This window comes from Levilactobacillus bambusae (genome assembly GCF_003124125.1).
GTDB classification, from domain to species: Bacteria; Bacillota; Bacilli; order Lactobacillales; family Lactobacillaceae; genus Levilactobacillus; species Levilactobacillus bambusae.
In genome coordinates, this window is record NZ_QCXQ01000001.1 from 424,023 (window position 1) to 446,240 (window position 22,218).

A 22,218-nucleotide genomic window follows, 5' to 3' on the forward strand; every position below is an offset into this window, starting at 1 on the left:
TGATATGAAAGCAGCTGTTGTTCGCGACCCTGTTGACGGTTACGTTGATATTAAGGATGTTAAGTTACGCCCCATTCACCATGGTGAAGCCCTAGTGAAAATGGAATATTGTGGTCTTTGTCACACTGACCTTCACGTTGCTGCTGGTGACTTTGGTGAAGTGCCTGGCCGGATTATCGGACATGAAGGCGTGGGTCGAGTAATCGAAACTGCGGATGACGTTACCAACCTAAAAATTGGGGACCGGGTTTCTATCGCTTGGTTCTACAAAGGTTGCGGCCACTGTGAATACTGCTTGACCGGTCGGGAAACCCTTTGCCGGAACGTCTTAAACTCTGGCTACACGGTTGACGGTGCCATGGCAGAAGAATGTATCGTCGATGCTAACTATGCGGTTAAGGTTCCTGATGAATTAGACCCCGTTGAAGCAACCTCATTAACCTGTGCCGGTGTTACCATGTACAAGGCCTTAAAGGTTGGGGAAACTCGGCCTGGCCAATGGGTTGAAGTTGTTGGCGCCGGTGGTTTAGGAAACTTAGCCATCCAATACGCTCACAACGTTTTCGGGGCCCACGTAGTCGCTGTTGATGGCAACGAACAAAAGCTGCAAGCCGCTTCTGACAACGGTGCAGAAGTCTTAATCAACCGTCACGACGGGAACGTTTCAGAACAAATTCAAGAAAAAGTTGGTGGGGTTCACAACGCCCAAGTTACTGCCGTAACCACCGATGCCTTTACTCAATCAGTTAACGCACTTCGGCCAGACGGTAAGCTTGTTGCCGTTGCCCTACCTCAAGGGGATATGAGCCTTAACATTGCCAAAACTGTTTTGGATGGAATCGAAGTTCGCGGTTCCTTAGTGGGAACCCGTCAGGACCTTGCCGAAACCTTCCAATTTGGCGCCGAAGGAAAGGTTCACCCAATTGTTCAGACTCGTCGTCTAGATGAAGTTAACGATATCATTGACGAAATGAAGAACAACCAAATTGTTGGTCGGATGGTCGTTGACTTTACTAAGTAACTCATTCGCTTAAGACCATTTAGAAGTCGTTGAGGCTTAAAAGCCTATAATTTAATATAAAGGGAGGGTCACCGAAATTTAACCAATTCCGGTGACCCTCCCTTTTTCGGTTGTTAATCCGGTTTGACACGGGCGTTGTTTTTACTGGTTACTTTTAGGTACCTACTTGCTTAGCCTAAATTCCTCCGTATAATCAATTGCATACTTATTTTTTGTTAGGAGGAATTGATAATGGATTCATCACTTAAATCAACATCAAGACCCACGCACCCAACGTTAACGCTCTTAGCATTAGCCGTAAGCGCATTTGGAATTGGTTCAACCGAATTTATTAGTGTCGGCCTAATTCCCATGCTGGTTAAAACCTTTGGCATCTCACTCTCAACCGCGGGCCTAACGGTGACAGTGTATGCAGCTGGAATCGCAATTGGAGCCCCCCTGCTTACCCTTCTCACCGGCCAGATCAACCGTAAAACCCTTTTGATGGCTACCATGCTGCTGTTCATTTTAGGCAACCTTATTTCAGCGGTTGCGCCAGCCTTTTGGGTTCTATTACTTGGTCGGATTCTTGCCGCTTTAGCCCACGGTATTTTTATGACGATCTCAAGCTTAATTGCGGCCAACGTGGTCCCTAAAAACAAGCGGGCTTCCGCCATCGCCATTATGTTTACCGGACTCACCATCGCCACCGTTACCGGAGTACCACTTGGGACGTTTATCGGTGAACTGACCAGTTGGCACTTCTCCTTTCTGTTTATCGTTGGGATTGGCGTCATTGGCCTAATTGCCGATTTTATCCTGGTCCCCAAAAACCTTCCTACTCCCGGACGATCAGAAATTAGGGGGATTTGGCGGATCCTCGGGCAACCGCAGCTTCTGCTGGCCCTCTTAATCACCGTATTCGGATACGGGGCCACCTTTCCCATCTACACCTATCTATCACCCATTCTAATGAGAAATATGGGCTGGCAACCTCGATCAATTATCTTAATTTTAGTTCTGTACGGAATGATGGTTGCAATTGGGAATTCCGTTGGTGGGCGGCTCGCAAATCAATCGCCGCTAACCTCCCTGTTAAGAATGTTCACTGGGTTAGGCCTTGCTACCCTGAGTTTCTTTTTATTAATGAATACCCATTACCTTGGGTTAATGGCCGTGCTATTTCTGGGTCTCATGGCGTTTATGAGTGTCCCAGGCCTCCAGCTATTCATTGTTCAGCTAGCCGAAAAGTTCACCCCTAAAGACGTCACGATGGCGTCCGCCCTTAATATTTCAGCCTTTAACGTTGGAATTGCCATGGGGTCGACGCTTGGTGGTAAACTGACTCAAATTGGCGGATTATCACTTACTCCATTTGGCAGCCTAATGCTGGTTATTACGGGAATCGGCCTCACTCTCTGGCTTCAAAAGTTAATTCGAGCTACCCATTAAATCGACAAAAAAACACCCAGAAGCCGCGGACTTCTGGGTGTTTTTCATTGTCTATCAAACGATAGATTACTTATTACTAGCAACAACCTGACGGCCATTGTAATATCCACAACTAGGGCAAACCATGTGGCTTACGCGAAGTTCACCACAGTTTGGGCATGCTGACAAGTTAGGAGTAGACAACTTAATGTGACCCCGACGCATGCGCTTCTTAGTTTTAGACGTTTTACGTGCTGGTACAGCCAAGACCAACACCTCCTTCAAATAAAATTATCCACTAGTGAAATTTTTATTGGCTTGCAAAGGGATTACTTATCATCCTGATCAGGGAAGTAATTCTTAAGCTTTGCAAGACGTGGATCAACAGATTGATTGTCCTTCTTCTCTTGTTCCTGATCCGCTTCCGAAATGACACGCCAGTCTTCGCCGTTTGGCATTGGGGCGCCCTGTTCTTCCTTATCGGTCAGAATGTGAATTGGGACTTGTGCAAGAATATTATCACCAACCGCTTTATCGAAATCAATAATGTCGTCCTCAATGACTAAAACAACATCTGATTCCTCGAATTGAGTCAGTGCAGCCTGCGTATTGACATAGTATTCCTTAATTTCAAAGTCCTCTGGTAACGCTACGGGTTCAAGCGACCGTGAAGATGGAACCGTAATGGTTGTCGTAATGTGCGCCGTCAATACTACCTGACCGCCCTCATTACGCAGGGTACCTGAAACGTGAACGGGAGTTAAATCCAACACCTCGCTCGGGTACCGATCCATCAAGTCAGACTTTAAGTCTAAGGTGTCATCAAATTGAAGTGGTTCCTGATTCTTTAAGCTATCAGATAACGACCATTTCATCGCAAAGACCTCCTAATGCAACGGATATAAGTATACCCGTTCAAAAATATAATGTCAAGGTGATTTCCTTGATAGCTAATAAATGATTCAACTCATAATGATGCCGCATAAATCGGGTGACGGTGCAAATCCTGTTCAACCCCCGTCACCATTTGGCGCATGAGGCCCGCCCTATACTCAGCCTGATACTCGCCATCAACGAGCGCAGGTGATAGCTGGGTAATTAACGGCAGACCCGTTCGCTTTTTTTCTTGGTGTAGGTAGGCTCGGCCCGTATCGTTAAACCCCAAAACCCTGAGCAGCGTTGCGGAACCGATCATTTCATCGGGCGTTAACTGCAATAGCGCGTATACCGCCTGACGCTGGAGCCGGGTGTACGTATACCGCTTTGTTTTCACACGCTGCATGAACTGGTCAAAATTAGTTGACCTCCTTGCTTCACGCTGAAGCCGAAATTCAATTCCCTCAGTCATCATATAGAAATCCCGCAATCGATTGACATTGGTGATCCCTAATCCCGACTGTAACTGGGGCCAAAAGTCGGCCCAGGTGATCCCGGATTTTTGCTGAAGGGCGTTCAAGGTCGCTTCCGGTACTACCCGCCCTACCGTGTCCCAGCGCTGTTTAAAAGCGGCTCGCCGGATTGCAGTTCCGCTTGCAACCGAGGTTGAGCGTTCAATAGTTGGATCTCGGTGCCGACTTTGCTCCCGTTTGACGGGCACTAAATGGAGGGGTGAGCCCAACTGCTGGTTAGCCTGCGCGTAAGCAAACGCCAAGATATCATTTGAGTCAGTCAATCGAATTCCCGTTGCGGCTTGAAGAAAACGATCATATTGTGCGGCATACGTTTGGTCGAACCGACGAAAGAAATCTGACTGCCGGGGTTGTTCCATAACTAAGTTCATCATATCGATCTCAGGGTGTTCAGCACCGTAAGCCAGCCAATCACAGTTGATTGCAGCTGCTAATTGGACCCCGCCCATAGCAAACCGGTGAGCCGGTTGGACGGCAAACTGAACCGGCAGTTCGATAACCAGATCCACCCCATTTTGCAGGGCTAACTTGGTTCGATCCCATTTATCAAGGAGTGCCGGTTCCCCCCGTTGCAGCCAATTGCTGCTCATGATGGCGATCGTTACGTCAGCCCCCGTTATTTCCTTAGCTCGCAACAGCTGATACCGGTGCCCATTATGAAATGGATTATACTCCGCAACAATGCCAACCGCATGTAACATGGGGTTTACGCCTCCTTATGGCACGTAAAAAACCAGCGTGTCGTTTCCGGTGTGATTTCACCATTCCCAAAATCCGCACTTACCTCAACCCGGGAAAATCCCGCCTTCGCTAATAGTTCTTGGTAGGTTGCCAAACTGTAAGTTCGTTCATGATGGAGCTCATTCAATTTATCGTAACCCTGCTTTTCTTCGTTATAAACAAAGAAGGTTAAATCATGTTCGACTTCATGAGGGATTTCTGTTCCGTAACTCGACCATAAAAACGCCCGGTGTTGATCGTGATAATTATACATATAGCCCGGATATAGGTCATCCGTTTGGTACGGGGTGATCACATCAAACATAAAGGTTCCCCCACTAACAAGGTGCTTTTCCACCTGACTAAACGCCAGTCCGACCTCCTCTTCATCAGCCAAATAGTTTAGTGAATCATCAAAACAGGTCACCACGGAGGCTGGGGTAACCCCAGCTAAGTCTAACAAATTCCCCTGCATCCACGGAATCGTCACGTCCACTTCCCATGCGTGCCGGTCTGCGATCGCTAACATTTCGGCTGAAAGATCCAAGCCGCTCACCTCATAGCCGGCCTTAGCCATCATAACCGCTAACCGTCCCGTTCCGCAGGCCAAGTCCAATACGGGACCGTCACCCGGTTTGACGTTTGACACGACAAAATCCAGCCACTGATCGTACATGGCTGGATCGAAGAGCTCATCGTACAGCTCAGCAAATGTCGTATAGTTTTCCATTATTCAGTCACCCATTGGGCAACGTCAATGGCAGGTGCCTGTGACCATAATTTTTCGAGGTTGTAGTAACCACGTTGATCGGACTTAAAGACGTGAACCACGACGTCACCCAAATCCATTAAAATCCAGTTAGCGGCATCCTTACCTTCAACGGACTTTACGGTTACGCCGGCCTTTTCTTCAGCGTCTTTAATCGCATCGACGATGGCTTGCACCTGACGACCAGATCCCGCATCCATAATTAAAAAATAGTCGGAAACTAAACTAACCCCGTCTAAATTTAAGGCAACGATATTTTCAGCTCTTTTACTGTCAGCCGCTTTAACGGCAATTTCTAAAATTTCTTTGCTGTTCATTCATTTACTCCCTTTTATAAGTCAGAATATTGAGGCACCCAGGCGTTATACGTCGTTAGAGTCGCAGGATAGACTGGTGCATTTTTGGCAATTAAATAGGCCAGGGTCCGCTTCGTTTGGTAGGCAACGGCTTTCGGTAAGTCTTCGTGTGATAACTGTCGCGCCTGTTCAACCCCGTCAAAATCCCGTTTTGGATCAATATAATCGGCCATGTAGATAATCTGCTCCAACGTTGTCATGTAGGGAGCTCCCGTTGTGTGGTACCGGATGGCATTTAAAATCTCTTCATCGTCAATTAATAGTTCCCGTCTTACCAGCTCGGCACCAACGAGACCATGCCAGATGGCATTGCCATAGTTGAGGAGGTCGGGATCCATGTGGTAGGCCTTAATTGCCGTAATAAAATCAGCGTCGGGCCGTTGCTTAGCGTAGTCGTGACATAATCCCGCGATACTAGCCCGTTCAACGTCCGCATCATTTTCCTTAGCGAGTTCCATTGCAACTTGTTCAACCCGCAAAACGTGTTCAAATCGGGGTTTCTTCAGTTGGGTATGAATCTTTTCGACAAGTTCTTCCCGGGTGTAAGGCGTTAGGTGTTCGTGATAAACCAAATCCTTAGTCATGATATAACTGATGCTCCTTTATATAACGTTCAACCATCATGGGAACCAGGTAGCGAATCGATCGCCGCTGGCTAACCAATTGACGAATCTGCGTGGAACTGACGTTAACTTCTGGTGCATCAACCCACATGACGGGATAGGGTGATTCGCACCGAAACCCTTCCCGACCGACCCCTACAAATTGAACCAGGTGCACAAGATCCTCGATTCGATACCACTTTGGCAAATAATCGACCATATCGCCACCAATAATGAAGTAGTACTGATTTTCAGGGTGCCGTTCCGTCAAGATCTTCATCGTCTCAAACGTATAACTCTTCCCGCCCCGGTTGACCTCCTCTAGCTCAAGGCCAAACTTGGGGTTATCAGCAATCGCCGATTTTACCATATTCACGCGGTCCTCTGGCTGGATAGTCAGTTTTTGATCAATATGGGGTGGAAGTGCATCAGGCATAAACAAAACCTGTTCGAGATCCAGCTGCGTACAGACTTGATCCGCCATGATGAGGTGTCCCATATGCGGAGGATTGAATGTCCCACCTAAGATCCCGATACGGTGCTTAGGCTTAATTTCATCCACCTGTACCTGAATTGCAACCTCAGGACGAAGTTGCGTCGTCGTTTTAGCCAAAATGCATCCCCGATTCCTTACATGTGATTAACGGTGACTGAATAGCGCTGGTTAGCTTCGTCACTCGCCGGTAAGTAAAGTACTAAGACCCTACCAATCGATTGTACCACTTCAATTGGGGTATTTTCTTCAATGAATGCCTGGGTCTCCTTAGTCGTCACATCAGCGGCCTGCTGTAAGTTAATTTTGATGAGTTCCCGTTTTTCTAAGGCGCCCGTCAATTGATTCAGCCACGCCTCCGTGAGCCCGTTCTTTCCAACCGAAAAGATGGGTTTTAGCGAGTGAGCCTGGGCCCGTAAATAGCGTTTTTGTTTTCCACGTAAAGTCATTTAAATTTAATTTCCTCCAAGTTGTTTCAAGTCTGCTAGTCGATTAAACCATGGGGCGGCGTAATATGACTGATACGCCCTTAGGTGCCCAACCAGCTACGGTCACCCCAGCTGGAACGGTCACCCATCCTAAGCCTTCAAAGACCAGGTCACTTTTTTCATCGGTATGAAATTCATGCCGAACTAATTCGGGCAGGGCTTCATCGTCCGCATGTGGCGGCGTTAATAAATCCCCCACGTGTTTGTCGTAAAATTGATCGGCATTTTCAAGCTTAGTCCGGTGAACGTATAAGTTATTTTCAAAGTATAGGGTAAAGCCGTGCTTCGGGCCCTTGATGTAGTCAAACCGAGCCATGCCAGCAAAGAATAGGGTCTGGCCATCGTTAAGCTGATACACCTTGGGCTTAATCGTTTTTTGCGGTGTAACGACCTTTAAATCATTTCCCGACAGGTAATGGGCCATTTGTTCCGGTTGAATAATTCCGGGGGTGTCCACTAAAACGTGTTCATCATCCAATGGAATTTCAATTCGATCCAACGTTGTCCCCGGAAAGCGAGAGGTCGTAATGACATCCTTGGCCCCGGTGTTCTGCCGAATAATTTGGTTAATTAACGTCGACTTACCAACGTTAGTGACACCGACAACGTAGACATCTCTATCTCCCCTGTATTGATCGATTAACTGAAGCAGTTCATCCACCGATTGATTCGTCTTTGCACTAATTAACGCCGTATCAATTGGCCGAATTCCAGCTTCGTTGGCCCGCTGCCGGATCCAATCCTTCAGCTTTGACTGTTTGATTGAACTCGGCATCAAGTCGGCTTTATTTCCAACCAGTAACACTGGATTTTCACCAACAAATCGGTGCAGACCGGGAATCAAGCTGCCGTTAAAGTCGAAAATATCAACCACGTAAACGATTAAGGCGTTAGCATCCCGAATTTGACTCAACAACCGTAAAAAGTCATCGTCCGTTAGGCCAACGGGGGTAATTTCGTTATAGTGCCGCAACCGAAAACAGCGCTGACAGTACACTTCAGTTTTATCGAAATCTTTTTTTAAGGCTGAAGCTGGCGTATACCCAGGCTGGGTTTTATCAGCTGTCTGAATTCGGGCCCCACACCCAATACAGTAAAGGGGTTCTCCGTCAATCAGTAACTCATCCGTTTTATTTTCGGTCATTAATGTCCTCCTGCCAATCTAAATCATCATGGGCGGTTTTAAGTCGCCGCCATAGTTTCTTTTCAAAGTGCCGGTTAAACCGGGTATTCCATCGATCAGTTTCTAATATTGGTTTTACTAAAATACTGCGGACCCCGTCGCGGTTGGCTGCCCAAACATCAGTAATCAGTTGATCCCCAACCATCACCACTTCATTCTTTGACCAATGTCCCTTGCGCCGGGCCCGTTCAATGCCAGAAGTTCCGGGTTTTAACGCCCGTGACACAAACGGTAGCCCTAAGGGAGCAACTGCCCGTGAGACTCGCGCAGCACTATTATTTGAAACCACCACAATTGTAATTCCAGCGTCGTGCATTTGGTACATCCACCGCCGTAATTCGGGGGTCCCGTCCGGGTTGTTCCAGGCAATTAAGGTATTGTCTAAATCAGTTAAGATTGCCCGAATCCCGTGCTTATTTAGTTGGTCTGGCGTGATATCGTAGATTGCGGGTACCATCCACGTGGGTTTAAACTGATCAATCATTACCAAATTCCTCCTCTTTGAGCATGCTCCGCCCAATTTACATCTAGGAGAATATTATACGCAATTTTCCCCCGTTTGACCACTATTGTTCCAATCTTATCACAAGGCACCAGGAATGAAACCACTTGATAACTGGAGTACAATAAACTTGGAACAATTAGCCACTGAAGGGAGCGTTTTACATGTACAGTTATGGATTCAATCAATTTGGTGGGCCAGATGTTTTTACGGACCTCGACCTGCCCGAACCAGACCTTAAACCAGGCCAAATGCTCGTTAAGGTTATGGCCGTTGGAGTCACTCCCTACGACGCCTTAATGAGAGAAGGCAAAACCCAAAAGGATCGGCCAATGAACTTCCCCATTGTTCCTGGGACGGATATCGTTGGCACAATCGTCAAACAAGGTTCAGATGCTGATCAATTTTCCATTGGCGAAGTCGTGATTGGCAAGGCTAACATTGGCGGTTATGGTGAATACGTTCCCGTGAGCCAAAAGCGAATGGTCAGAAAACCAGAAGCACTACCCTTAGCTGAGGCCGCCGCACTTCCAACCCCCGGAACCGTCGCCTACGATATTTTCTTTGGGGCCACCGAATTACCCGAAGACCAAATGATTACGGTCATGGGCGCAACCGGAGCGGTAGGGTCGCTAACCCTTCAAATCGCTAAACAACTGGGTCATCGGGCGCAAGCAGTGGTCTCCCCCCGAAACACCCAGCGGGCCCAACAGTTGCACGCCGATCAAGTCTTGACCTATGATCATGCTTTAAACATTGATGAACTACACCGAACTAATTTCTTAGTGAATGCGTCACGGGGAGCCGACCATTTACAGATGGCGTTAGACCTGCTTAAGCCAACCGGCATTTTACTATCTCTAACTCACATTCCAAATTCGATTAGACAAGCCGCCCCCGACATCACCTTCATTGAAATGAATGATGCGACTTACCACCAAACAGGTAAGGCCCTCAATTATATGGTTGATCTCTACGGTGACGGCATGCTCGACATCGAAGTCGGTGAAACCCAACCATTTTCCTTAGCCGGGGTTATCGAAGCCCATAAAGATTTAGACTCTGGCCACCACGGAAAAATTATTTTAACGAACGATTAATCAAAAATAAAACCAGTCCCACGGATAGTGATTACTACCCGTGGGACTGGTTTTTAACTCAATAAAACATCGAGTTAATTTTATAAAGCCTTTTTAGCTTGTTCTGCTAATGCAGCAAATGCATCTGCATCATTTACGGCTAAGTCAGCTAACATCTTACGGTTAACGTCAATGTTGGCTTCCTTTAAACCGTGCATCATCTTACTGTAACTCAAACCGTTGATCCGGGCTGCCGCATTAATCCGGGCAATCCAAAGACGACGGAAGTTACGCTTAGTGGTCTTACGATCACGGTAAGCGTATTGGTAACCCTTCATTACTTGGTCCTTAGCCGTCTTAAATAAACGGTGCTTTGAACCACGGTAACCCTTAGCTAACTTGAGAATCTTCTTACGACGCTTACGTGAAACTGTTCCACCTTTAACTCGTGGCATATTCTTTTCCTCCTAAATCATCAAAAACGATATGTCGATTTAATCGACCCACAATCAAGTAAACTGAATTACTTGTTTAATAACAACTTCTTGTAAGTCTTAACGGTTGTCTCGTTCATCATACGAGTTCCACGTAAGTTACGACGTTGTTTCTTAGTCTTACCGTGGAAACGGTGACTAGTGTAAGCACTGGCACTCTTGTAACCACCGTTAGCAGTCTTTTTAAAACGCTTTGCGGCAGCACGGTTCGTCTTCATCTTTGGCATAGTAGAAATGTTCCTCCTTAAAATTTACAGCCTTTAACGTTAGTCGCCTTAGTTTTTATCCTTTAGCGGAGCTAACATTAAAAACATACTCCGTCCATCCATCTTAGGATGTTGTTGAACGGTAGCAACGTCTGCTGTTTGTGCAGCAAATCGGTTTAAGACGTCACGACCCAAATCTTTATGGGTAATGGCACGGCCCTTAAACCGAATGGAAACGCGGACCTTTTCGCCCTTTGCTAAGAACTTTTTGGCGTTCTTCAACTTCGTGTTGAAGTCGTTCACGTCAATTCCGGGACTTAACCGAACTTCCTTCACGCTGACAACTTTTTGGTTTTTCCGGGCTTCACGGTCCTTTTTCTGCTGTTCGAACCGGTACTTTCCGTAGTCCATAATCCGGGCAACGGGCGGTTTAGCCTTTGGCGCAACCAAAACTAAGTCTAATTCTGCATCATCGGCCATTTTCAGAGCGTCACTTGTTGCTTTAACACCAAGCTGGTTCCCCTCATCGTCAATTAAGCGAACTTCACGCGAACGAATTCCATCATTCACCATCATGTTCTTCTTTGTGTCTTTCTTTGGTATGGTAATTCACCTCCATTAAAATATGAGACCAATTATGGCTTAACGCCATAAAAAACGGGTGCAGTATTCAGCATACCGCACCCGTTAATTTCTTTTCAAGAAAATTTTAAAATTAACAAGATATCTGGCCCAGTAACATCAACGTCGCTAGGTGAGAAGCGGTGGCCTCTACTTAATTTATCAACGTTTTCTATATTACTTGAATCCCCTGTTCTTGTCAAGGTCACACTCATGAAATTTGAAGTTATTTTGTCTCGGCATCCAACTTCTTTTCAAGTTGGTTTTCTGCTGGTTTCCCATTTCGACTGTAGGACGCAATATCATCCAATACTTCGGCCAGAAATTCTGGTTTAGTTTCCGTCTTGGTCTCTTGTTCCCCGTAACGGCGAACTGAAACGGTATTGTTATTCACTTCATCTTCACCAACAACGACCGTATAAGGTACCTTATGGGTCTGGGCATCCCGAATCAGGTAGCCCATCTTCTCGCCCCGGGTATCAACATCAACCCGGACACCAGCAGCGGCAAACTCTTTTCGTAACCCTTCAGCATAGTTTCCGTGTTTTTCTTCGGAAACTGGAATAATTCGAACTTGGTGTGGAGCCAGCCAGGTTGGGAAGGCCCCCTTATACATTTCGATGAGGTAGGCGACAAACCGTTCCATGGTTGAAATGACACCCCGGTGTATCATCACTGGCCGGTGCTCTTGACCATCTGAACCAATGTAGGTGAGGTCGAAGCGTTCTGGCAGCATAAAGTCTAATTGGATGGTAGAAAGCGTTTCTTCATTTCCCATCGCCGTCTTCGTTTGAACGTCCAGCTTAGGACCGTAGAAGGCCGCTTCCCCTTCAGCTTCAACGTAGTCAAGGTGGAGGTCATCCATGGCCCCCTTCAACATACTTTGAGCTTTGTTCCACATCTCGTCATCGTCAAAGTACTTCTCGGTGTTCTTTGGATCCCGGTAACTTAACCGGAACGTGTAGTCGTTAATGTCAAAGTCAGAATAAACCTCAACCATCAGCTTCAGGATCTTAGTAAATTCTTCTTGGATCTGATCGGGAGTCACAAACGTATGGCCATCGTTCAGCGTCATTTCCCGCACCCGCTGAAGCCCACTAAGTGCGCCAGACTTCTCGTACCGGTGCATCATGCCAAGTTCGGCAATCCGAAGTGGGAGTTCACGGTAGGACCGGATGTGATGGTTAAAAATCTGAATGTGACTTGGACAGTTCATCGGCCGCAATTCAAGCAGTTCTCCGTCCCCCATATCCATTGGTGGGAACATGTCCTCACGGTAATGATCCCAGTGTCCAGACGTCTTGTATAGGTCTAAGTTAGCCAGCACCGGCGTGTAAACGTGTTGGTAACCGTGAGTGACTTCTTTGTCAATAATGTAACGTTCCAGCGTCCGGCGAATGGTAGCACCATCTGGCATCCAGTAGGCTAATCCGGCCCCAACCTTTGGATCAACAAAGAAAAGGTCCAATTGGTTCCCGATTACCCGGTGATCGCGTTCCCGGGCTTCCTCACGCTGCTTTAGATCTTCGTCTAAATCAGCCTTCTTGTAAAATGCCGTGCCGTAAATCCGTTGCAGCATTGGGTTAGAAGATTTTCCCAACCAGTAAGCACCAGCAACAGAAAGGAGCTTAAACTGTTTGAGGTCCCCAGTCGTTTGTAACTGTGGGCCATCCTGAAGGATTAACTCATCGTTGATCTTAACGAAGCTGACCTTGTCATCAACCACATCATTAACCAACTCAGTTGAGTAAGGGTCGCCGGCAACCTGGCTAAGGGCATCAGCAGTACTTAAGGTAACGTGCTCAACGGCCAGCTTTGCCTGCACCAGCTTTGCCATCTTAGATTCCAGGCCATCTAATTCATCCGCACTGACTTGGCCGTCCGCCTTATCCGTGTCGACAAAAAAGCCATCTTCATCGGCCCGGGCTTCACCAAAATGAATTTCAGGGTAGGTCTGTTTTAAGACTAGCTTCAACAAGACAGCTGCCGTATTCCGAGCGACAGTTAGCCCGTCCTTAGAATCCTTTGTTACAATTTCAACCGTTGCATCGTGGGTGATGGGTTCTAAAATATCGACAAGCACGCCATCCACCTTTGCTGCGACAGCCTTTTTCGCCAAACTAATTGAAATGGACTTGGCGATGTCTTCACTCGTTACCCCTTGGTCAAACGACTTAACGCTACCATCGGGGAACGTCACTGATAATTCTGCCATTACGTACACTCTCCTTTTAATTAGGGGCCGAACCTGCATAAAAAAGTCCCCAGCACAAAAACACCTGTGCTGGGGACGTTAATAACGTGGTTCCACCCGAATTCTTCACCTAATTCCTATGGTTAGGTGAACTCTACTCGTTGATAACGAAACGATCCGGTTAGGTATTATCCACCTAACGATTTAACAAAGTGGTAACGACTTAATCCTAGTCAGCTAACTTTCAGACGGGGTTAGCCTCTCTGACACTGAGAATTAGTCATCATGTCTTCGTTACTTACGTTGATAATTAAACACTCTTCCCAAATTAAAGTCAAGGGACTTTTAGGAAACTTGGCGATTTTCTAATGGGGCCGGCGATTAACCCCGATCATTTCAATTTCACGAGCCAAAAAGCGGATCCGCTGCATAAGTCGCTGCGCCTTAAGGGGTTCATCGCCACCGTTAGTCGTCACTTGAAGGTGTTCCCTTTCTAACTGGGCCATTGAAAAATTAGAACTAAAAAACGTCGGCAGTTCCTCCTGCATCCGATATTCTAGCATGACCCCAAAGACTTCGTCCCGTACCCACGCCGACATCGCATCAGCCCCAATATCATCAATCATTAAAATCGGGGCCCGTTTAATGGCATCTAATTTATCCTGCACGGAATTAGTGGCGATCGCGCTCTTCATTTCCACGGCAAAGCTCGGAAAATGAACTAACGTCGTTTTAAATCCCCGTTCAGCAAGTTCATTTGCAACGGCACCCAGTAAGTAGGTCTTACCCACCCCAAAGCTGCCGTAAAGATAAAGGGCCTGATGCCGACGTTTCGGACTGGCAGAATAGACATCAATAAAGTCCAGAGCCGCACTAATGGCCTCCTTACGGGAAGCATCATCCACGTCAAAGTTTTCTAGGCTGGCTTCCCGAATGTTTTTCGGCATTGAAATTGCATGCACCCGGTTCGCTAAAATCTGCTGCTGCTCGCGCTGTTTCGTTTCCCTAGTCGGTTCGTAGGCCACGTCAATTAAATGGTTAGCGTAAACTAAGCGCGGTTCATATCCCGTCGCAAACGAAGACTGTCCATTCGCTACCTTATCCTTCTCGTTCACAAACTCGTACAGTTTTGCGGCCGACTTTTGCACGGCATCTTCATTCAGTTCAGTAGCATGCTGGGCCAAAAAGGCTTGAACATCCGGGTCCTTTAGAACCCGACTCATCAGTTCTTCATAGTTATGATCAACATTGTGACGGCGCATGTAACTGGCCATCATCTCGTTTAAACTCTCCATGGTTAACGCACCTCCTTATCACTAGTTTGATTATTCTTAGTGGACTCCCGCATTGCCTTGATTCGTGATTTCAGTTTTTCTTGTTCATCCGATGACAGCTTCTCGGTTGACTGCGTGGTTGGGTTTTTGGCCCAATCCGGCAGCGTCTCCGTAACGGCCTTTCCCTGACGTTGATTACGACTGGACCGCTGTTTGGTCTTCTTTGGTTGGCTGGCTTGCTGCTGGTGTTTGCGAATCTCTGCTATCGCTCCCTGCGGCGTTGTAATTTTATCCCTGGCCCAATCATTGGCAATGGCATCCAAGAGATTTTTATTGAGGGTCGGCCGGTTTTCATCCACTAACAGGTGGTAAATCATAATGTTAATCAGTGATGGTGCAAACAATTGTCGGTTAACTAAGTTCCGAACCACCCGCTGTTCACCATCCGTCACGTATCCCCCCTGCTCATTTTTAAGGGCCTGAAGGAAGTTGACGGGAGCTAGCGCAGAAGCAAATTGAATGAGTTGGTCCTCAGTGCCAGTTGTCGCCGGTACCTTAGGTTGAACCACCGAAGTTGTTTCCCGCTGGGTTTCAGATTTAACCGGCCTTTGGGACTGGTTAAATTGATTAACAACGAGCCGTTTAAACTGCTCGGGATCAAACACATTGGTTGCAATATTCGTAGCCGTTTCGATCAACCGTTTCATCTCAATCTCATCAATGCCATAGGTGACGTGTTCCATTAAAATCAACTGACGCTGAGCATTCAACTGGTCCAAATTAATATAGGATTTCTCCAGCATCTGACCAAGTAACTGAAAGTCAAAGTCATCCACCTGATCCAATCGGTTCGATTCAGGTTGATTATTTGTCAGGTTATGGCGTCCCTTAAGGACTGGGTCTGGCAGTTGATTCAACTGCTGATCGCTTGGATGAAAAACTTCCAAAAAATTCTTAGTAATATTTTGGGTGTCATTGCCCGATTCCGGCACCACGGTAAAATGATCCACCAACCGCTGATACTCGGACTCCCCAACAATACTCAATAGCTGCACGCTTAATAGATCATCGTTAAAAAAATCGCCAGGATCTACTGGCGGATTTAATTGATAATAAAAAACAGGCTGCGCATCACGTTCACTCACTCGCGTGGTCAGCAACCCAGCTGCTTCTAATCTTAGGCGGGCATTATAAAAATCCTGAAGACTAACGTTCAGTGCCTCCTGAAGTTTGGCGTGGGTCTGAAGCTCTTCCCCACTGGTAAAACGCCAAAAGAGTGTCGTATAAACGGTCGCCGACAATGACCCAATGAAGGGGGTATAGAGTTGCGCCAGGACCTGCCAGTCCAGGTCAGTTATCCATCCCGTTACACTGGCAACAAAGCCCGAGCGTAAATTCAATTGATGCCATGAATTTTCCATTTTTGTTACCCCTTATGCCCGTCCTGATTCTTCTTATCCGTTTCAATCATGTCCTTTAACTCGTTCAAAAAGACCCCAGTATCCTTAAACTGCCGGTAAACGCTGGCAAACCGAATATAGGCGATTTCATCAGTCGTCCGCAATTCGTCCATCACATACTCGCCGACTACTTGGCTGGCCACTTCGTTTTCACCTAGTGAGCGAACCTTGTTTTCAACCTCGTCTACAATTCTAGTCATTGTATCCATACCGATGGGCCGTTTTTCAGCTGAGCGAATAATTCCCCGGAGAATTTTCTCCCGGTTGAATTCTTCACGGGCCCCGTTTTTCTTAATCACCAAAAGTGGTGTGACTTCCATTCGTTCAAACGTTGTAAATCGAAAACCGCAGTTTTCACATTCCCGCCGTCGACGAATCGCACGTCCGTCATCGGTTGGTCGACTATCAACAACCCGAGAACCATTATGATGGCAGTGTGGGCATTGCATCGTTGTCACCTCATTACTAAACTTTATCAGCCACTAAAATCAGTGTCATCAAGCCATTTTAACACTTTTTTCCGGGTTTTAGCAATCGTTCCCGAACTATCGATGACAACATCTGCTTGACTGGCCTTAAATGATGGTGACCATTGGCTGGCAATTCGTTCAGCGGCAGCCTGTTGATCTAATCCGTCCCGGGCCATTAATCGCTCTAGTTGTTTAGCCGGTGATAGCACAACGACCATGGTAAGATCCATTAGCGGAACGTACCCCGCCTCAAACAGGGTTGGGGCGTCCAGAACCACTAACTCTGAATTTCGTTCACGCTTCATCCGTCGAAGAATTTCAGGAAGCAGCAAGGGCGCCATCACACGGTTTAGGCGGGTAAGTTCAGCGGGTTGATGAAACACCAGCTGTCCCAGCATTTTTCGATCCAGCGTCCCATTTTCAGCTACGATTTCGGGCCCAAATTCAGAGATCAAGGCGGTTAATCCGGGGGTACCCGGAGTGACAAGCTGGCGGGCAACCTGATCAGCATCGACAACGGGAACGCTCTGATCGGCAAAAAAGTTTGCAATCGTTGACTTTCCCACGGCAGTTCCGCCCGTTAACCCTAGCCACGTTGTCATTTTTTAATTAACTCCTTTTGAATTTGGCAGTAGGGACAAAATGACGTCCCCCGTTGCGCGACCTTAGTCTTTTCAATCAAGGTGCCGCATCGTTCACACGGTTCCCCGGCCCGACCATAAACATGGAGGGAATTTTGAAAACTCCCCGCATTTCCGTAGGCGGTTGAAAACGAATGAACCGTGGTCCCGTGATTAGCAATCGCCAGTTCAATTTCATTTAAGATATTAAGACGTAACATGGCTAATTCATCGTCCGTTAGCAATTTGGCTGGGGTTAACGGGTGAATCTTTGTCATCCACAACGTCTCGTCAACGTAAATATTCCCCAATCCCGTAATGTGGGATTGATCCAGCAAAAAGGGCTTAATCGCCTGGCGGCTCTTACTAAATTCCTGCTTCATATAAGCGAGGGTTAAAGTTGTGGGGGTTGGTTCAGGACCCAGGCGTTTAATTCCGGATAGCTGATCCTCCTGCCCCGTTGGCAGCAACGCCATCCGGCCAAACTTCCGGGAGTCCATATAGCGTAACTCCCGACCATCCGTCAAATGAAAAATAACGTGGGTATGCTTGGCAATCGGTGCGCCTTCGGGTTGAACATCGTACTTGCCCTCCATTCGAAGGTGGGACACCATGGTTAATCCCCCGTTAAACCGGAACAGCAAATATTTTCCCCGCCGATCAATTTGTTCCAGCGTGCGACCCTCCAATAATAATTCAAATTCAGGACTATCTGGTGATATCATTTTTTCATAGTTCACGGTGACGTGGTCAATCGTGGCACCCCCGACTAATTCCGTTAATCCCCGCCGAACCGTTTCAACTTCTGGTAACTCTGGCATTTCGCTCCCCCATCTCTATCCTTACTTCGCATCGTACCAAGTATCCCCATAGTGACTTTCAACCTTCAACGGAACATCGAGGTGAACGGCTGAATCCATAATGGACGGAACCAGTTTTTCTAACTGACTAATTTCTTCTTCCGGTGCTTCGAAAATCAATTCATCATGAACCTGTAGCAGCATGGTAGCTTGGTAATCCTTTAAGGCCTCCTGCATGTGGATCATTGCAATTTTAATAATGTCGGCCGCACTACCTTGGATTGGTGTGTTCATGGCCGTACGTTCAGCAAACGACCGTTTATTGAAGTTCTTACTATTAATGTCTGGAAGGTACCGGCGCCGATGGGCGATCGTTTCAACGTAGCCCGTTTCTTCGGCCGCCTTGACAACGTCTTCCGTATACTTCTTAACGTCGGGATACTCCGCAAAGTACTTGTCGATAAACGTTCGGGCATCCTTCCGGCTAATCCCAATGTTCTTTGATAGACCGTAATCACTAATCCCGTAAACAATCCCAAAGTTGACGGCCTTAGCCTGACGTCGAAGATCAGGCGTTACCTCATCATTCGAACTTAACCCAAAAATTCTTCTAGCCGTTGCGGCGTGGATATCTTCACCATTTTTAAAGGCATCCTGCATATTTTGATCGTGTGAAATCGACGCTAACACCCGAAGCTCAATCTGAGAATAATCGGATGAAAAAATCTTCCATCCCTTATGCCGGGGAACGAAAGCCTGCCGAATCTGACGCCCTTCGTCAGAACGAACCGGAATGTTCTGTAAGTTTGGGTCAACGGATGATAACCGGCCAGTCTGCGTTAGCGTTTGTAAATAACGGGTGTGGACCTTATGATCAGTGGGGCTAATCACCTTTAATAGTCCCTCGACGTACGTATGCTGAATTTTTGTTATTTGGCGGTACTTTAAAATATTTTCAACAATTGGGGCCTCTGCAGCCAGTTGTTCTAGCACATCCACTGAAGTTGAGTAACCCGTTTTAGTTTTCTTAAGCGGCGTCAGCCCCATTTGTTCAAACAGGATGTGGCCGAGTTGTTTAGGTGACCCGATGTTGAATTCTTCCCCGGCCTCTTGATAAATCACCTGTTCTAGTTCCGCGATGCGTTCACTTAATTTGCTGCCCATGGCCTCTAACGTTTCCGCCTGCACCGTAATTCCTTCGATTTCCATCTGGGCTAAAATGACTGCAATGGGTAGCTCAATATCATAGTATAGTCGGGTTTGCTCGTGCCGATCCAACTCGTTTAATAATTGCTTTCTAAGGTCAGCGACTGCCTTTAATTTACGGGCCAGGTGCTCAAAGAAAACGAGGTCATCCATTGGAATTTCCCGCTTAGCCCCCCGACCATAGACAGCTTCATCGGTCGGAATTTGTTGATAACCATGTTCTTTAGCGACCTTCCCTAAATCATTGGAATTATCATTGGTGTTCAACAAGTAGGAAACTAACAGCAAATCAAAGTCAACGTTTTTAAGGTCAACGCCTAACCGCCTTAATCCAACGTAAGTTCGTTTCGCATCGAAAACGTCCTTCTTGACTTCAGAATTCTCGAGGAGCCCCCGAATCTCTTGGCGCTTGATTAATGAAGCGTTACGACTCACAAACCAATGGCCGTCCTGACCAATCGCAAACCCATTAATAGCTGAAGTATGGTAATTTTCATCAATCATTTCGAGATAAAAATCAACCGTTCCAGATAAATCGCCAAGCTGATCCAGGTTATCCTCGGTCAATTCAGTGTACTTAATGGCTTCTGATTCGGCAACTGGCTTTGGTTCACCATCAGTCATTGGCATCCGGTTAAGGAAGGACTGAAAATTCATTTTCTCATAAAAGGCAATGAGTTCTTCTCGGTGAATGCCATCGTACTTCGTATCTTCCAGACCAATCGTCAACGGAGCATCCCGAATAATCGTGGCGAGTTTTTTGCCCAGCAGCGCATTTTCCTTCCCGCTAATGAGGTGCTCCTTTAACTTTTTACCGGAAACTTCATCCAAGTGGTCGTAGACACCCTCAACACTCCCATAATCTTGAATTAAGGTTTGGGCAGTCTTTGGCCCGACCTTCTCAACGCCTGGATAATTATCAGAGGCATCCCCCTGAAGTGCTTTGACGTCAATAATTTGAATTGGGGTAATTCCCATTGTCTCGTGGATCTTTACCGGGTTAAATAAGTCAACCTCCGTGACCCCACGTTTAGAGACTGCAACGGTCGTCTGATCCGTTGCGAGCTGCTTAAGATCCCGATCACCTGTCACAATGGTCGTCGTATACCCAGCTTGATCTGCCTGACAGGCTAACGTCCCAATAATATCATCGGCTTCATAGTCCTTCAGTTCGTAGCTCTGGATGCCGCGGGCCGCTAATAAGTCATGAATAAAGGGCAGCTGTTCGGATAGTTCACTTGCCGTCTTATCCCGTTGGCCCTTATAATCCGAAAACATTTCCGTTCGGAAAGTTGTTTTACCAGCATCGAAAGCCACTAGCGCGTTCGTCGGGTTGACCTTAGCCAGCATGGTATCAAGCATGGTATTAAAACCATAAATTGCGGTGGTATGCAATCCCTCTGCATTCGTAAACCGATCTAGCGATTTATATAATGCATAAAACGCCCGAAACGCAATACTGTTTCCGTCAATAAGCAATAGTCGCTTTTCTGCCATATGTCTCTCCTTCCGCGAAATAAACCATTCCGCAAATCCGTTCAATTAAAGTTTCTACCCCTTATTTTACCAAATTGCCCCCGTTAAAAACATTATTCCACCAAAGTTTCCCATAAAAAAAGAACCATCCGGAGATGATCCTTCACTGCCTAAAATTAATTCCGATCGTTACCGAAGATTCCAAAAATTTGGAGAAGTTGCAAGAACAGATTAACAAAATCCAAGTATAACTGCAGAGCACCCGAAACCGCTAATCCAGTTGTCGTTTCTTCATTTCCATACTGCAAGTATAGGTTTCTTAACCGTTGAGTATCCGTTGCCGTCAAAATTGTAAAAATAATGACCGCAATGACAGAGAACACTAATGAAATTAGTGAGTTTCGCAAAAATAGGTTAATTAACATGACGATGACCAAGGCAATTAGGGCGGCCGACGCTTGATTTCCCAGCTTAGAGAGATCGCGTTTTGTCGTTAACCCCATTACCGCCATTGTAATGAATAAGATGGCACTGGATAAAAAGGCGGATGTAATTGCGGTTCCGCTATAGATTAGTGCATAAATTGAAAATACCCCACCGGTAACCACCGCATAAACCATTAGTAGAACAAAAGCTAGTCCCGGGCGCTTCATGGCTTGTGCGTTAACGAAGAACGGAAGAACAAACCAGACGATGAGTGGCACCCAAATTCCCAAGCCGCTCAACTGAATGTGGGCAAATGACATTCCGTAAGCCGTAATAGCTGAAACAATAACGGCTAAGGTCATCCACCCAAACATCTTAGTTAAAAAGGCGTTTAACCCAACCTCGGCATTGACCGTTGGCCGCTGTTCAAAATTATTCATAAACCTTCCCTCTTTCTAACAATCAATTTGCTAAATACCTGTTCATAGTTTAACAGACGCAAATGAAGAGTCAAATAATGGCTCACAAATCACTTACAAGCCATTATTAAACTCATTTCCGCTACTATCTGAATCACTCAGTTGCGTCATCAACTGGTCGGCCATAATAACTTAGTGGTTCAGTTCGGCAACCGCCATCGCCCACGTTTTTTCGAACTAGCCACGCAGGGTTCCGCCACAACCTTAACGTTCAGGTGGCGTTCATATGCCGAAGCAGCCGTCTTAATGCACGTATTATTCAGGGTACAGCCCGTAATAACGCCGTTACGGACCTGAAACCAGTGAATTAAAGCCCCCAAATCGGTCCGTTGAAACGCAACTGGGGACCTCTTTGCGACTATAAACACGGAAAAATCCGCTTAAAGAAATGGTTAGCTAACCAACGTGCACTCCCCCTATGACAATCAAAGCACAGGAGTTCATCATGTTAATCTCCCAA

General features: G+C 46.7%; 25 protein-coding genes. 3 read left to right on the top strand and 22 right to left on the bottom strand.

Features of this window, described 5'->3' with window-relative positions:
* Window positions 1-4: 4 nt before the first annotated feature.
* Both adhP and DCM90_RS02260 read left to right on the top strand, forming a co-directional pair.
* Window positions 5-1,021, top strand: a complete 1,017-nt coding sequence (gene adhP, locus DCM90_RS02255) for an alcohol dehydrogenase AdhP (protein ID WP_109249730.1) — start codon at window positions 5-7, stop codon at window positions 1,019-1,021.
* 231 nt (window positions 1,022-1,252) lie between these two features.
* Window positions 1,253-2,452 carry an MFS transporter gene (locus DCM90_RS02260; RefSeq protein ID WP_109249731.1) on the top strand — a complete coding sequence of 400 codons (1,200 nt, stop codon included), beginning with the start codon at window positions 1,253-1,255 and terminating at the stop codon, window positions 2,450-2,452.
* A gap of 66 nt (window positions 2,453-2,518) precedes the next feature.
* Here the strand turns inward: DCM90_RS02260 and rpmF are convergent, their stop codons facing one another.
* From rpmF to DCM90_RS02310, 10 genes are all read right to left on the bottom strand, one after another.
* Window positions 2,519-2,698, bottom strand: a complete 180-nt coding sequence (gene rpmF, locus DCM90_RS02265) for a 50S ribosomal protein L32 (protein WP_109249732.1) — start codon at window positions 2,696-2,698, stop codon at window positions 2,519-2,521.
* Window positions 2,699-2,760: 62 nt separating this feature from the next.
* Window positions 2,761-3,306 (bottom strand): YceD family protein, encoded by a 546-nt coding sequence (locus DCM90_RS02270; protein WP_109249733.1) that lies wholly within the window; start codon window positions 3,304-3,306, stop codon window positions 2,761-2,763.
* Between the two features lie 92 nt (window positions 3,307-3,398).
* Entirely contained in the window at window positions 3,399-4,541 is a 1,143-nt protein-coding gene (locus tag DCM90_RS02275) for a nucleotidyltransferase (RefSeq protein ID WP_109249734.1), read from the bottom strand.
* Window positions 4,542-4,546: 5 nt separating this feature from the next.
* Complete coding sequence (locus tag DCM90_RS02280) at window positions 4,547-5,290, bottom strand: class I SAM-dependent DNA methyltransferase (RefSeq protein WP_109249735.1); 744 nt, start codon at window positions 5,288-5,290, stop codon at window positions 4,547-4,549.
* Window positions 5,290-5,646, bottom strand: a complete 357-nt coding sequence (gene rsfS, locus DCM90_RS02285; RefSeq protein ID WP_109249736.1) for a ribosome silencing factor — start codon at window positions 5,644-5,646, stop codon at window positions 5,290-5,292. Before rsfS ends, DCM90_RS02280 begins: the two co-directional genes overlap by 1 nt.
* A gap of 14 nt (window positions 5,647-5,660) precedes the next feature.
* Window positions 5,661-6,269 (bottom strand): bis(5'-nucleosyl)-tetraphosphatase (symmetrical) YqeK, encoded by a 609-nt coding sequence (gene yqeK / locus DCM90_RS02290; RefSeq protein ID WP_109249737.1) that lies wholly within the window; start codon window positions 6,267-6,269, stop codon window positions 5,661-5,663.
* Entirely contained in the window at window positions 6,262-6,861 is a 600-nt protein-coding gene (locus DCM90_RS02295; protein ID WP_225365947.1) for a nicotinate-nucleotide adenylyltransferase, read from the bottom strand. The genes yqeK and DCM90_RS02295 overlap by 8 nt, the downstream gene beginning before the upstream one ends.
* A 56-nt stretch (window positions 6,862-6,917) precedes the next feature.
* A complete protein-coding gene (yhbY, locus tag DCM90_RS02300) occupies window positions 6,918-7,229 on the bottom strand; it encodes a ribosome assembly RNA-binding protein YhbY (protein ID WP_109249739.1) in 312 nt (103 codons plus the stop codon).
* A 43-nt stretch (window positions 7,230-7,272) separates the two neighbouring features.
* The gene (gene yqeH, locus DCM90_RS02305; RefSeq protein ID WP_109249740.1) at window positions 7,273-8,412 is read right to left on the bottom strand and encodes a ribosome biogenesis GTPase YqeH; all 1,140 of its coding nucleotides are present in this window, start codon (window positions 8,410-8,412) and stop codon (window positions 7,273-7,275) included.
* The gene (locus tag DCM90_RS02310) at window positions 8,399-8,935 is read right to left on the bottom strand and encodes a YqeG family HAD IIIA-type phosphatase (protein ID WP_109249741.1); all 537 of its coding nucleotides are present in this window, start codon (window positions 8,933-8,935) and stop codon (window positions 8,399-8,401) included. The genes yqeH and DCM90_RS02310 overlap by 14 nt, the downstream gene beginning before the upstream one ends.
* A gap of 182 nt (window positions 8,936-9,117) precedes the next feature.
* On the opposite strand from DCM90_RS02310, the gene DCM90_RS02315 reads away from it, so the two are divergent.
* Window positions 9,118-10,053: an NADP-dependent oxidoreductase gene (locus DCM90_RS02315; RefSeq protein ID WP_109249742.1), complete on the top strand. Its 936-nt coding sequence runs from the start codon at window positions 9,118-9,120 to the stop codon at window positions 10,051-10,053.
* Between the two features lie 80 nt (window positions 10,054-10,133).
* Here DCM90_RS02315 and rplT read toward each other — a convergent pair whose 3' ends face one another.
* The 12 genes from rplT to DCM90_RS02375 all read right to left on the bottom strand — a co-directional run bounded on the left by rplT (window position 10,134) and on the right by DCM90_RS02375 (window position 22,126).
* On the bottom strand, window positions 10,134-10,487 hold the full coding sequence (gene rplT / locus DCM90_RS02320; protein ID WP_109249743.1) for a 50S ribosomal protein L20: 354 nt from the start codon (window positions 10,485-10,487) through the stop codon (window positions 10,134-10,136).
* 68 nt (window positions 10,488-10,555) lie between these two features.
* On the bottom strand, window positions 10,556-10,753 hold the full coding sequence (gene rpmI / locus DCM90_RS02325) for a 50S ribosomal protein L35 (protein ID WP_109249744.1): 198 nt from the start codon (window positions 10,751-10,753) through the stop codon (window positions 10,556-10,558).
* A gap of 48 nt (window positions 10,754-10,801) precedes the next feature.
* Complete coding sequence (gene infC, locus DCM90_RS02330; RefSeq protein WP_109249745.1) at window positions 10,802-11,308, bottom strand: translation initiation factor IF-3; 507 nt, start codon at window positions 11,306-11,308, stop codon at window positions 10,802-10,804.
* 271 nt (window positions 11,309-11,579) lie between these two features.
* Complete coding sequence (gene thrS / locus DCM90_RS02335) at window positions 11,580-13,568, bottom strand: threonine--tRNA ligase (RefSeq protein ID WP_109249746.1); 1,989 nt, start codon at window positions 13,566-13,568, stop codon at window positions 11,580-11,582.
* Between the two features lie 344 nt (window positions 13,569-13,912).
* On the bottom strand, window positions 13,913-14,842 hold the full coding sequence (gene dnaI / locus DCM90_RS02340) for a primosomal protein DnaI (protein ID WP_109249747.1): 930 nt from the start codon (window positions 14,840-14,842) through the stop codon (window positions 13,913-13,915).
* A 2-nt stretch (window positions 14,843-14,844) separates the two neighbouring features.
* Window positions 14,845-16,242: a replication initiation and membrane attachment family protein gene (locus tag DCM90_RS02345; RefSeq protein WP_109249748.1), complete on the bottom strand. Its 1,398-nt coding sequence runs from the start codon at window positions 16,240-16,242 to the stop codon at window positions 14,845-14,847.
* A 5-nt stretch (window positions 16,243-16,247) separates the two neighbouring features.
* A complete protein-coding gene (nrdR, locus tag DCM90_RS02350) occupies window positions 16,248-16,730 on the bottom strand; it encodes a transcriptional regulator NrdR (protein WP_109249749.1) in 483 nt (160 codons plus the stop codon).
* Window positions 16,731-16,756: 26 nt separating this feature from the next.
* Window positions 16,757-17,353, bottom strand: coding sequence for a dephospho-CoA kinase (gene coaE / locus DCM90_RS02355; protein WP_109249750.1), 597 nt, complete (start codon window positions 17,351-17,353; stop codon window positions 16,757-16,759).
* On the bottom strand, window positions 17,350-18,192 hold the full coding sequence (mutM, locus tag DCM90_RS02360) for a bifunctional DNA-formamidopyrimidine glycosylase/DNA-(apurinic or apyrimidinic site) lyase (RefSeq protein ID WP_109249751.1): 843 nt from the start codon (window positions 18,190-18,192) through the stop codon (window positions 17,350-17,352). The genes coaE and mutM overlap by 4 nt, the downstream gene beginning before the upstream one ends.
* Window positions 18,193-18,213: 21 nt before the next feature.
* The gene (polA, locus tag DCM90_RS02365) at window positions 18,214-20,874 is read right to left on the bottom strand and encodes a DNA polymerase I (RefSeq protein WP_109249752.1); all 2,661 of its coding nucleotides are present in this window, start codon (window positions 20,872-20,874) and stop codon (window positions 18,214-18,216) included.
* A gap of 155 nt (window positions 20,875-21,029) precedes the next feature.
* A complete protein-coding gene (locus tag DCM90_RS02370) occupies window positions 21,030-21,719 on the bottom strand; it encodes a Bax inhibitor-1/YccA family protein (protein ID WP_109249753.1) in 690 nt (229 codons plus the stop codon).
* A gap of 179 nt (window positions 21,720-21,898) precedes the next feature.
* A complete protein-coding gene (locus DCM90_RS02375; RefSeq protein WP_109249754.1) occupies window positions 21,899-22,126 on the bottom strand; it encodes an isochorismatase family protein in 228 nt (75 codons plus the stop codon).
* Window positions 22,127-22,218 lie beyond the last annotated feature (92 nt).